This is a genomic window from Cohnella silvisoli, assembly GCF_021190915.1.
GTDB classification, from domain to species: domain Bacteria; phylum Bacillota; class Bacilli; order Paenibacillales; family Paenibacillaceae; genus Cohnella; species Cohnella silvisoli.
In genome coordinates, this window is the sequence record NZ_JAIOAP010000018.1 from 65,116 (window position 1) to 76,850 (window position 11,735).

19 protein-coding genes are annotated in these 11,735 nt (G+C 35.9%); 17 read left to right on the forward strand and 2 right to left on the reverse strand.

Features of this window, described 5'->3' with window-relative positions:
- The first annotated feature begins 223 nt into the window (after positions 1 to 223).
- From K7P76_RS27010 to K7P76_RS27090, 17 genes are all read left to right on the forward strand, one after another.
- Entirely contained in the window at positions 224 to 739 is a 516-nt protein-coding gene (locus tag K7P76_RS27010) for a DUF6886 family protein (protein ID WP_232189190.1), read from the forward strand.
- 161 nt (positions 740 to 900) lie between these two features.
- A complete protein-coding gene (locus tag K7P76_RS27015; RefSeq protein ID WP_232189191.1) occupies positions 901 to 1,209 on the forward strand; it encodes a hypothetical protein in 309 nt (102 codons plus the stop codon).
- A gap of 491 nt (positions 1,210 to 1,700) precedes the next feature.
- Positions 1,701 to 2,030: a low molecular weight protein tyrosine phosphatase family protein gene (locus K7P76_RS27020; protein WP_232189282.1), complete on the forward strand. Its 330-nt coding sequence runs from the start codon at positions 1,701 to 1,703 to the stop codon at positions 2,028 to 2,030.
- Positions 2,031 to 2,867: 837 nt separating this feature from the next.
- Complete coding sequence (locus tag K7P76_RS27025; protein WP_232189192.1) at positions 2,868 to 3,713, forward strand: DMT family transporter; 846 nt, start codon at positions 2,868 to 2,870, stop codon at positions 3,711 to 3,713.
- 233 nt (positions 3,714 to 3,946) lie between these two features.
- Positions 3,947 to 4,159: a hypothetical protein gene (locus K7P76_RS27030; protein WP_232189193.1), complete on the forward strand. Its 213-nt coding sequence runs from the start codon at positions 3,947 to 3,949 to the stop codon at positions 4,157 to 4,159.
- Positions 4,160 to 4,236: 77 nt separating this feature from the next.
- Positions 4,237 to 4,614, forward strand: coding sequence for a VOC family protein (locus tag K7P76_RS27035; RefSeq protein WP_232189194.1), 378 nt, complete (start codon positions 4,237 to 4,239; stop codon positions 4,612 to 4,614).
- 140 nt (positions 4,615 to 4,754) lie between these two features.
- Entirely contained in the window at positions 4,755 to 5,150 is a 396-nt protein-coding gene (locus tag K7P76_RS27040; RefSeq protein WP_232189195.1) for a VOC family protein, read from the forward strand.
- Positions 5,151 to 5,210: 60 nt separating this feature from the next.
- Positions 5,211 to 5,537, forward strand: coding sequence for a DUF3024 domain-containing protein (locus K7P76_RS27045; protein WP_232189196.1), 327 nt, complete (start codon positions 5,211 to 5,213; stop codon positions 5,535 to 5,537).
- A 583-nt stretch (positions 5,538 to 6,120) separates the two neighbouring features.
- The gene (locus K7P76_RS27050) at positions 6,121 to 6,537 is read left to right on the forward strand and encodes a YhfM domain-containing protein (protein ID WP_232189197.1); all 417 of its coding nucleotides are present in this window, start codon (positions 6,121 to 6,123) and stop codon (positions 6,535 to 6,537) included.
- Between the two features lie 125 nt (positions 6,538 to 6,662).
- On the forward strand, positions 6,663 to 7,292 hold the full coding sequence (gene yqeK / locus K7P76_RS27055; protein WP_232189198.1) for a bis(5'-nucleosyl)-tetraphosphatase (symmetrical) YqeK: 630 nt from the start codon (positions 6,663 to 6,665) through the stop codon (positions 7,290 to 7,292).
- Between the two features lie 131 nt (positions 7,293 to 7,423).
- Complete coding sequence (locus K7P76_RS27060) at positions 7,424 to 7,870, forward strand: GyrI-like domain-containing protein (RefSeq protein WP_232189199.1); 447 nt, start codon at positions 7,424 to 7,426, stop codon at positions 7,868 to 7,870.
- A 177-nt stretch (positions 7,871 to 8,047) separates the two neighbouring features.
- Positions 8,048 to 8,215 carry a pentapeptide repeat-containing protein gene (locus tag K7P76_RS27065; protein ID WP_232189283.1) on the forward strand — a complete coding sequence of 56 codons (168 nt, stop codon included), beginning with the start codon at positions 8,048 to 8,050 and terminating at the stop codon, positions 8,213 to 8,215.
- 32 nt (positions 8,216 to 8,247) lie between these two features.
- Entirely contained in the window at positions 8,248 to 8,496 is a 249-nt protein-coding gene (locus K7P76_RS27070; protein ID WP_232189284.1) for a hypothetical protein, read from the forward strand.
- Entirely contained in the window at positions 8,496 to 8,870 is a 375-nt protein-coding gene (locus K7P76_RS27075) for a glyoxalase superfamily protein (RefSeq protein ID WP_232189200.1), read from the forward strand. Before K7P76_RS27070 ends, K7P76_RS27075 begins: the two co-directional genes overlap by 1 nt.
- 137 nt (positions 8,871 to 9,007) lie before the next feature.
- Entirely contained in the window at positions 9,008 to 9,382 is a 375-nt protein-coding gene (locus K7P76_RS27080; RefSeq protein ID WP_232189201.1) for a VOC family protein, read from the forward strand.
- 4 nt (positions 9,383 to 9,386) lie between these two features.
- Positions 9,387 to 10,061, forward strand: coding sequence for an HAD family hydrolase (locus tag K7P76_RS27085; RefSeq protein ID WP_232189202.1), 675 nt, complete (start codon positions 9,387 to 9,389; stop codon positions 10,059 to 10,061).
- Between the two features lie 92 nt (positions 10,062 to 10,153).
- Positions 10,154 to 10,603, forward strand: coding sequence for a hypothetical protein (locus K7P76_RS27090; protein WP_232189203.1), 450 nt, complete (start codon positions 10,154 to 10,156; stop codon positions 10,601 to 10,603).
- Between the two features lie 148 nt (positions 10,604 to 10,751).
- On the opposite strand, the gene glxB is transcribed toward K7P76_RS27090, so the two are convergent.
- Both glxB and K7P76_RS27100 read right to left on the reverse strand, forming a co-directional pair.
- Positions 10,752 to 11,135, reverse strand: coding sequence for a methylglyoxalase (gene glxB / locus K7P76_RS27095; RefSeq protein WP_232189204.1), 384 nt, complete (start codon positions 11,133 to 11,135; stop codon positions 10,752 to 10,754).
- A 100-nt stretch (positions 11,136 to 11,235) separates the two neighbouring features.
- The gene (locus tag K7P76_RS27100) at positions 11,236 to 11,514 is read right to left on the reverse strand and encodes an ArsR/SmtB family transcription factor (RefSeq protein WP_232189285.1); all 279 of its coding nucleotides are present in this window, start codon (positions 11,512 to 11,514) and stop codon (positions 11,236 to 11,238) included.
- Positions 11,515 to 11,735: the final 221 nt, after the last annotated feature.

Here is an 11,735-nt window from a genome sequence, read left to right on the forward strand (position 1 = left end):
GAAATGTTATTTTCACGATTCACTGAATCTATAAGGCAGTGCATTAACTGTAATAAACCGCTGTGCCAGGATTGTATTCATTCGGAATATCCCGAATACTGCTGGAGTTGTGGATTAGATTATGACAACTCTTTATTAAATACATCAGGAATCCAATTACCAAGATTTTTTGAGAACAGAAGACGCAAATGCTTACAGAACCGTAAGTTCAGGAGGTAAATCGGTGAAGCTTTATCATTTTAGTGATAAATCTGATATAAGAATTTTTAATCCAAGAGTTAAACATAATAGACAGAACATGCCTCCGGTTGTTTGGGCGATAGACCAGCAACATGAATTTACCTTTTACTTTCCACGAGACTGTCCCAGAATTGTTTATACAAGAACTGAAGGAATAAGTGATGAAGACGATCATAAGTTTTTTGGACTTACGGATTCAAATATTGTTATCACTGTCGAAGTTGGTTGGTACAAGAGAATTAATAAGACAACTATCTTCAGATATGAATTACCAGTAGAAAGCTTTAAATTGTTTGATGAATTTGCAGGCTATTATATATCTGAAGAATCAATAAACCCAATTGGAATAAAGCCACTAGATAATTTAATTGAAAGACTTACAGAACTAAATATAGAAATTAGATTCACGCCTAACTTGAACCCATTAAGAGAAACTTTACTAAAGTCTTCAATCAAAGATTTTGGAATACATAGATTTGAGAATGCTAGAAAGCTGTAAGTTATTCAAGAAGAAGCAACTGCTTCTAACACCGTATTCACGCTTTTGAGGACAAGCCCCTCGGTCCGGCAGGAATCAATAAATGATAATCTTTTGAAATCGGGGCAAAGGCTAAAACACTTAAGAATCGAACTAGAATTCTTTAATTTGGGGGAATCAACTTGAAACCATTTGGGTTAGCCTTTTTAATAACAGGGATTTTCTTAATTAGTTTGAGTGGATTAGAAAAAATCATTATATACATCTCTCTAAATGAAAGAGCAGGAGATTACCAATCCTTAAAAATAATAACACCAAATGAAATCTGGGATATTACCAAAATGACATTTATCTTTGGAATATTGATTTTTATCATTGGATTAATTATGTCATTGTGGAAATTTATTGTTAAACAAATGGTTTTGATTACAGAAGCTAATAGACAATTTCAAATAGAACATGGATTCAATAGGGAAAACAAAGAACAATAGTAATTTTGGAAGTAATTCTTCGAAAGCCCCGCCATCATCTAACAACATGTTCACGCTTCGGGCCGTTAGGCCCTAGGTCCGGACCGATGCATTTGATGAAGTTTCGCGGATGTTTCTCATGCAAAGAAGCAGATTTAGCCGGACACATCCGCACCGAATAAGTGTATCGCGCCCGGCGACTTCGTCGTCTTAAGTCGGTGGGACGTCGTGAATACAAGAGCGTTAGATGAAATCGGGGAAAGACTGGTTAATTAAAGGAGAACATTAATGGGTGGTCTTTTACTATTTTCAGCCTTAGCAATATTAAGTGGAATATTTCAAATTATTTAACCTGATGTATTTGTTCGCCTAAGAGTGAATGGCGTGAGAAACCTTAAAGGTGTCATCTGGGGAGGATACTTATCTATTTTTGTAGGAGTTATCATAATCATAATTGCGTTTTTTAACTAATTTTATTTGCAAATTCTGCTGACTATATGGAGGAGTAATTTATTAAACTATTATTTATTTGTAGCCGTAATAAGTGGCGAAGCTTGACGGCAGAGAAGATCTTTGATGGACTCAACGGCTATGAAGTCAGATCCGCCGGAACAGAAGAAGGTGCAAGGATTAAAGTTACAGAAGGACATGTTGGTTGGTCAGATTTGATATTTGTTATGGAGAAGAAACATCTTAGAAGGCTTAAAGACAAATTTTCAAATATTCTAAGTGGCAAACAGATCATTTGTTTGGATATTCCGGATGACTTTAAGTTTATGGATGAAGAACTAATTGAAATTTTGAAATCACGAGTATCGGAGCATATAGAACTTCCGGAATAAAATATGAAATCATTTAGATAGCTTATGAGGGTGCGCGAGAAGCCATGTCACGGATTTCCGTGACTTTTTCGCTATTAAGTGACATATAGGTTAAGGAAGAGAAAGGAAATAATTGAGGGACATGGAATAATAAAAAGTAGGCATTTCGAAGATGTGGAATACTGGTAAATTATGGGGAACAAACACATTTAAGTTCTATATATCCAAAGAGGAAGCCAAATACAAAAGATCCGCCAAAAGGACTGGTAATAGTTATTGGAAGAATAGTAGGTGTAATTGAAAGAAGGCAGGAACATCGAGTAACTATAGTGTTTACGCAATGAAACATCCGCTAAATCATTAAAAACAAGAAGTTGAAAGCACATTATTTGTAACATGGAGGTGCTCACGATTACTTTTTTCTTTTGGCCTTTAATGATTGCATCAATAGTAAGTTCGTTTGTAGGGCTGTTATTCAATAATTATCGATTTTTATATATCTCTGCAGTAATGATAATACCAATGTCCTTATATCTTGCTTTTACTCCGAGGTTTATGTTTTTGAGTTTATTGTTTCCTTTATTTTATATTGGATCAGCAATTTATATAAAGAAAGGAAAACGTATTTTAGCATTAACGATGAATTTACCCAATTATATTATTATTGGATGGTTGGGATATATTGTATTAAATCAATAAAAGCATATAACACCATATCACGCTTCAGCATTTCGGTAGCAAGGTAGCAGATTCAGCCGGACACACCCGCACACCTAACCCCATCGCGGGCCGAAGTGGGGCGTCGTGAATACCAGAACGTTATCGGAAATTCATGTAATGCTAAGAAAGGTGAACTAATTGACCTTAATTGCAGTTCTTTTAGTTATTCTATCAGGATTAATACATTCAATTTGGAACCTTTTTGCGAAGAGAAGTATAAACAAAAACGTATTTCTTTGGTACTGCCAATGGGCAGCTATAGTAATTTTCCTGCCCCTTGTATTAATTGAAATAAGAACAATTGAATATATCCCTTTAGCAGGTTGGCTTTTAGTTATTGCAAGTATGTTATTTCATGGAGTTTATGTACTTTTACTTGCTAAGACTTATACGATAGGTGATATGTCACAAGTTTATCCTTTAATGCGAGGAACAAGTCCTTTAGTGGTACCTGTAATTGGTGTTCTAATCTTAGGAGAGAATCTAAGATTCCAAGGATGGATTGGTATCGTCTGCATTGTAGTAGGAATTTATCTGGTTGGGGACTTAAAAACCAAGGGGCGCTGGAACTTCTCTAACAGGTCTATTATTTTGGCTGTTATGGTTGGAATAATGATAACTTCCTACACTATAGTTGACAAAGTCACGCTTAAATATCTCCCTGCTATAACACTAAATGAGGCAACTAACATTGGTAATTTAATTGCACTTACATATATAACAATTAAGTCAAATGGACTTCGTCAGGAATGGCGAATTAATTGGAAAACAATTATTTTAGGCGGAGTGCTCGCTCCAGGAGGGTACATATTATTTTTGAAGGTACTAGAGACAATGCCTGTTTCGCAACTTGCACCTATGCGTGAAATTGGAACAGTATTTGGAACATTAATGGGAATCTTTATTTTGCAGGAATCGCAGGGAAGAAATCGAATAATAGCTTCAATATTGATAACAATTGGAATAATAATGCTTGCTCAATAATCGGTGGGTATGCCAAGAAGACATGTAGATCCGAAACCACCGTATTCACGCTTCGGTCTATTCGGCCCTCGGCCCGGCAGAAGTAAGATGTGATTTCGGGGATACAGTCGGCAGCAGCAGGGAAGCCGAATCAGCCAGACACACCCGCACCACCTAACCGCGCCGTGGCCGCTCTTTGGGCTTAAGGTGGTTGAAAAATTTAAGTTTTTCTTATGTAAGGGGATGTATCATTCATGGAAGTCGCAGGAATCTTTGTAATATTACTTTTATGTCTAATTGCTATTCTTATTGTTGCTGCTGTTGTGCGGTATGCAGTAGATTCATCAAAGACATCAAAGAAACTTGGTGACTTAATAACTGAAGTGCAATATTTACGCAATGAAATAAGAAAACAAAATGACAATAAAAAAATTGAAAATAAACATATAATTGACGAAAGAGTTTAGAAAGCATATTCAAGACGCCTCTACCCTTATATAACACAAACCCGTACTACCCAACCTCATTGAAGGGATTGAATAACATGCTTCAACAATTTATCGAAGGCATTGAGTATACCGAAATACCTGTTTCAGATTTAGAGCAAGCAATAGACTGGTATTGTAACAAGTTGGGAGCAAAACTTGGATTTAGAAATGATGAACGGGCATATGTGGATTTCACAATGGGGCCAAGCTTATTTTTAGTTAAGACTGATGATGAAACCACTTCCACATTCCTTGTAAATGGAGAAGACCATTACACAATTGGTTTTAGAGTGAAGAACATAGAAGGATTTTATAACTATCTATTAGAACTTGGAACTGAAGTAGGGAAGATAATTGATGAAGGATATATTGGCAAGTTCTTTACATTTTACGACCCGTTCGGGAATATGTTTGATGTTCATCAACCCGCTTAAAAAGAGGAAAAGATTTTAAAACCAAGAAGTCGGGGCCATCACCTGACAATGTATTCACGCATCGGGGCATTCGCCCCTCGGTCCGGACAGAAATTAGATGAGGTTTCGGGGATGAATTCTCAAAATTTGGAGGTATTCCTATGAGCAAAGTTCAAAACTCAGTTCAAGTATTATTAGTTTCAGATTTAGAAATTTCGAAGGCATTTTATAGGGATGTTTTAGAATGCGAAGTTACAGAATGGTGGGCAGTAAGAGATGAATTCGGACTAGGATTTAAATTAATCGAAGCAAACCATCCTGATGATATTACACCTAATACGCCAGGTAAAGGGCAAGATAAATCATGGGATACATATGCTTATGTAGAAACACATATTGAACTAGATGAATTATATAAGCAATTGAAAGATAGAGGGGCAAAAATTAATCAAGTGCCAGAAATTTATGATTTTGAGTGGGGATCTTGGAAGGAATTTTCGATAAAAGACCCAGATAATTATGTAATTGCATTTGGATCTGGGAAGAAGAGTGACTAAGAATACATTTACTTTAGGCGAAACCATTGCTAAAGTTCAAAACACATTGGAGTGATTTAATTGCTAGATGCATTTACCAAAAAGAGAATTGAGAAATTTCTCAATAACTACATCGATCAAAAAATTCCAAAACACCTCAAGCGAGACATTCAAATTAAATACAAGTTCAGAGGGGATACAATTACATTAACCCAAGAAAGACCTTCATTTATGCCAGGACAGCGCGTTGAACTCCCCATTGCTCAATTTAGATTAGATAACTCATTTTGGAAAGTATATTGGAAAGATAGTAGGGATAAATGGCATTTTGTAGATGACATAAAACCAAATGAAAATTTTGAAGAACAAGTAAAGGCTGTAGATAAAAATGATATTTTTTGGGCTTAATCGAGGAAGGTAATGACATCAGCTAACACCATATTCACGCTTGGGGTCATTCGGCAGCAGAGAAGTAGATTAAGCCGGACACACCCACACCACCCAAACGCGTCGCAGACAGTAACTTCGTTCCTTTAAGATGGTGGGGCCTGGTGAATAGCAAGAAGTTATATGAATACCTAAAGTACATAAATATCAATAAGGGAGGAAACAAGCATGACTTTTAGTTGGTCAACTGCAATCATTCAGTTGTTAAGTATAGGAATGATTTTATTGTTATTTTCCTGGCTATATCGATTTAGTAAGACGCGCAACAGAAAATGAATTGCAGGTAACAAATAATGTCGCTTATAAAGCGACATTATTTGTTTTTCAATGACAATAATTGATCAGGAAACGAAAGGAAATCAATGCATTAATATGGAAATAGTTAGAATGGTCATTTGGTCCTTGGTATGGGATCACGATTCAGGGAAGCGGATTCAACCGAATACACCCCGTACCACCCAACCGGTCGCTTCTTTAAGGTGATGGGACGTCGTGAATACACGAATGTTAGGTGAAATCCCCATAAGATCCTAATGATTAGGAAGTGGTAGAAATCAAACAGCTCTATATTCTCACTGCGATAATAGGTTTTCTGATTGCAGGGTGTATGAACCAGAGCAGTTCCATAGAAATTCAGAAACAGATTATTTTAATAAATCTCAAATGTAACCCTAGCATGAATAGTAAAGAATGTAATGATAAGTCATATGAAAATGAAAAGGATATTCAAATTTTTAGAAACGCATTTGAAAAAGCTGAAACAATGTCAGGAGATATCGACTATGGCGCAGAATACATTTTGCAATTAACGTATAAGGATAAAACAATAAAAGAATACCATTTATCATTAGGGACTAGTAGAAATTCAACAGGACTCCTCGTAGATCTTATTAATACAAATCAGGGTTATGAAATTCCAAAAAAAGAAGCTAATAAGTTAAGAGATTTGATAGGGAATTGAATTGATTAAGTAAATTGTATTGGTAGCGCTTCGAAGGTGGGAACATCACATAACACTGTATTCGCGTATCTGGGCATCGTGAATATCAGAACGTTACCAGAAATTAATGCAAAGGAATGAAAAACATGAATGAACTCTTCAAAAAATATACAAAAGACTTTTATTCTTCAGGTGACTTAAATGAAGATATAAATCAATTCTTTACACAGAATGGTGATTTAAGAACGTTGAAACACACTTTAGAAGTTGCTGCCGAGGCAAAGCATATCGCAGAACTCTATGCCATTGATCCAGCTAAAGTCATTAAAGCATCCCTGTTGCATGATATTAGTAATGTGATTCCAATCTCTACAATGCTGGATGTAGCCAAAGAGCTATCTATTGAAATACTCGATGAGGAGCATAAATATGATAGAAGCGTTCACCAAAAACTATCCAAGTATATGGCTCAAGATATTTTTGGAATAACGGATTATGAAATATTAAATGCAATTGAAAGTCATACAACCCATAAAGCGAATGCTAGTATGACCGATAAGATATTATTTGTTTCAGATAAGATCTCATGGAAACTACCTGGAGATCATCCATACCTACAAGAAATGAGAATTAAAGTAAATGAACTTGAAATAGACAAAGCAATATTAATATACCTCAATAACATTTGGGACCAACGAGATAAACTAAAACTAGTACACCCTTGGTTAATAAAGGCGAGAGAAGAACTTATGGAGAATGTCTCAAGAGGCCATTAACTTCTGCTAACACTGTATTCGCGCTTCGGGCCATTTGGACCTCTGTCCGGCTGGAGTTAGAATGTAGATTCGGGGATGCAATTAGCAGTCACTGCGGAATGTTATGAAAGCATATCAATGGGGGAGGAAATTTGAAGAACAATCAAATCGAGATCGTTACTTTAGGAGAGAAGTATTTTGTCGGAGTTCCAGTGACTAATGTATTTCAAAGATTTGATCCTGATAGAATAAAAGAGGCAAATCAGATATTTCTTGCTAGAAAGAGTGAGATTAAAGAAATTATTAATGAGAATGAATATGTATGTCCCCATTTTGCTAACGATGTTCTTTTTACATATATTTACTGCATGGAGGTAACAGAAATCAAGGATATTCCGAAGGGAATGATTGGATTCTGTGTGCCGAATCAACGCTATGTCAAGGTAAGATCAACGGATCAAGATCCATATGCGTTAATAAAATCGTACTTAAAAGCAAATGGTCTTGAAAATAATACAAGATCACTATCACTTGAAGTATTTAGATTTGGAGAAGAACAACATTTCAATAAAGCTGATATTTTTGTACCAATAGTATAAAGGCATTTGTAAACTATTCAGGAAGGCAGTTACTTCAGCTAACACAGTATTCACACATCGGCACATTCGGCCCTTAAGCCGGTGAGGCGTCGAGAATACCAAAACGTTATGTGCAATCATCAATGTTATCTACATATATGAGTACTCTAAATTTGAAGGGAGAAATTTAAAGTGGGAATGAAAGTTGAGAAGTTGGATGTAGAAATGGCGGATATTTCTGGCTCGACGTTTAAAGATGTTAATGCACAAGAGCTCAATTTTGATAATGTTAATTTAGCAAAGTCCCATATTAACAATGCAAATATGAGTGGAATTGTCATGAATGACATCAACTTGTCTGAATAAAAATTACCAACGCGAATTTATCAGGAACAGGAATCCAACACGCAAATTTAAGTCATGCGGTTATTGATCATGTACATCTTTACGGAACGGAATTTCTTAATATTGTGCTTCCCCAGGAAGGTGATGGAAATTTTAATCCTGATGGACAATATAAGCCTATTATTTTTCGGAATAGTAATTTATCCAATATGGAAATAATCGATTGTGATATTTCAGGGCTGAAAATCAATGGAATATTAATTGAAGAATTACTCAGGGACAAAGAAGGAGGTAGACAATAATGATACTTCAAGGAATAATCCCAATTTTCCGTATATTTGATGAACCGAAGGCAAAGGAATTTTATATAGAGTACCTTGGATTCAAGGTGGATTGGGAACATCGCTTTGAACCCAATATGCCTTTATATATGCAAATTTCTATGCATGAGATCAGAATTCACCTTAGTGAACACTATGGAGATTGCAGTCCCGGATCTGCAATTAGAATTGAAGTGAATGGAATCAGAGAATTACAAAAGAATCTAAATGGAAAGCAGTATAACTATTCAAGACCCGGCTTGGAGAAGACCTCTTGGGAAACGGAAGAATGCTCTGTTGTAGATCCTTTTGGAAACAAAATCATTTTCTATGAGGATATTAATAAAGACAAGTGAGATTTAAGTTGGTGGGACGTCTCGTGAATACATGAAAGTTAAGAAATCACAAACTCGGGCTTAGATTACTTGAATCCTACCATGCAGTGGGCTAAATAGAAGGCATTAACATCCAAATTTGTGGAGGTATTTACTAGATGGAACAAGCAGTGTTATCTGGGCCAACAATGGTGTTACTTGTAAAAGATATTGAAAAATCAGTAAGTTTTTATAAGGATCTTGGCTTTAAATATGAATTAATCGGTGGTCCAGATGTTCAACATGTACATATGACAAGGGATAAAGTTACATTTATTCTTCATCAAGCAATAAATCTAGAAGAGGTCAGACCTTTTTCTTCAGTTGAAGGCGGGTTATATTTTGATGCTTTTTGTTATGCAGATGTTCGATTGTTGCTTGAAGAGTTTAGTTCTAAAGGAATAAAAATTGTAAGAGGACCGGATCTGAATGATTCTTTTAGTGAATTTACTATTCAAGATACCGATGGATATAGAATTGCGTTTGGGGGATAGATCTATGGAGGAAACCATGGAGAACATTAAGGCGGTCATTTTTGATCTGGATAATACGATCTTAGATAGGTTAAATACGTTTAGAAACTTTGCTGCTTCTTTTGTGAATACGTACTTTTCTCATCATGAATTAAACGAGAACTTTATTAATAGAATTATAGAACTTGATCAAGATGGTTATAAAGACAAGAATGAATTGTTTAGTGAATTACTAGATGAGCTCCCATGGATCGAAAAGCCTGGAATTACTGAATTATTGGATTACTACGGAGTACATTATGTTAGAAATGCCCTTTTAATGGAACAGGCCAGGGACGTTGTGCAGTTCATTCGAAAGAAATATAAGACTGGATTAATAACTAACGGAAAGACGGCAATACAATATGGGAAGATCGATCAATTAGGGATTAGAGATGATTTTGATTTAGTTATTGTTTCAGAAGAAGCTGGGATTAAGAAACCGAATCCAAAGATATTTCAAATGGCATTAGAGAAGCTTGAATTAAAACCTGAACAATGCGTTTATATAGGGGATCATCCTGTTAAAGATATTGAAGGAGCCGCGAAGGTTGGTATGGAAACGATATGGATTAAAATGAATCAAGAATGGAAAGATGAAGTAACTGTAAAACCACGACACACAATCATTCAATTAAGAGAATTGTATGAGTTACTCTAAACCGAAGAGCCGCGGAAAGATCACAAGATACGTTAACTGAAATCGCCTAGAACAAGAGCATGACTTAAATAATTTAGAGGAGAGTTTATAAGATGAAACTTGAACTAACAAAAAAACAGTATAGAGATTTGATTGAATTGTTATTTTTGGGAAATTGGATGGCAAATGCTTCACGGACAGGAGCAGAAGGTGACGAGAGATTGGAGAAGTATGAAGAAATTCAAAATTACGTAATATCACAAGCAAAACATTTTCAAGCTGAAGATGTTGTGAAAGCAGAAGGAAATGAATTTTATACAACTATGGATTTTGAAGAATCATTAATGCCAATAGTTGAGGAATATGATGAATACACTTTCTGGGAACAGATTTCAATGAAGCTAGCAAAAAGAGATCTTTTAAGAGAAATAGGACCAGTAAGACAATTAAAGGAAGAACATAGGGAAAGAATGTATGAGATTGAAGAGCAATATGAAACTGAGTTTGAAAAGAATGGACTAAAAAATCTTGAAATAATCAATAAGGATAAGAAGAAATTGTAAGTAATCAAAGGTGGGGCGGCATCAGTTAAGAGCCGCTTGGTTAATAAGGAGAGCCATCAGAATATGAGGGCTCTCCCATTTGCAATTTTCAACTATCGTTATCCGTTAGACTCCTTTTTCTTTTAAGTACCGACATTTCGTCATAAAGTTACTTCTGAATAATCTGAATAAGGTTGCCGCATGTATCGTCGAAGACAGCTATTGTGAGTTCGCCCATTTTTGTCGGCTCCATAGTAAACTTCACGTCGTTTTCCAATAATCGTTTATACTCTTTATTAATATCTGCAACGCCAAACATTGTTGCTGGGATGCCATCGGCAGATATCTTCTTTTGATACTCTTTGGCGGCAGGATGGTCATTCGGTTCGAGTAAAAGCTCGGTACCGTCTTGCTCATCGGGAGAAACAACCGTTATCCACCTAAATTTTCCGACGGGAACGTCATGCTTTTTTACAAAGCCCAGCTTTTCTGTATAAAACTCCAATGCCTTGTCTTGGTCTTGAACGAATATACTGGTAACAATGATTTTCATAGTGTTTTGCCTCCTTTGATATTTGCAATGTTGGTGCTCTACTAACAATCTGGCTCCAATCAGAAAAACCCATACATTCGTCAGAAGTTTTTAATTAAAATTACTCTATCCATCCTTTCAGCAAATTTTTAAGTGGTTCGTTGTTGAATATAACCACTCGATATTTTCCCTTTTTTTCTGATTTTACGAGCCCTGCATCTTCCAATGCAGAAAGATGTTTAGCAATCGCCTGTCGCGTAATGGAAAGGTCGTGCTTCGTAATGAGACGCACCGTAAGTTCATACAACGTCTGCTCGTTGCGTTCGGATAGTTCGTCTACTATAAGCCGCCGAGTCGAGTCGCCAAGTGCTTTGAATATAGCGTCTTTGTCCCTATTCATATATCGAGTATAAGCAACTCTAAGGTTGCTTGTCAAGTATAAGCAACTGTAGAGTTGCGTGAGCAAGGAACCGTATCATGCAACCTTATCTTCAAAGAAGAGTGAAATGCAAATTGAAATACGGATAAGGAGCATTTAGATGAGCGAATTTAGTGAAAGCTATCACTTATTTTCTACGAAACAGAATGATGGGATTACTCTTTTGAGGAGAGCCTGGCTTA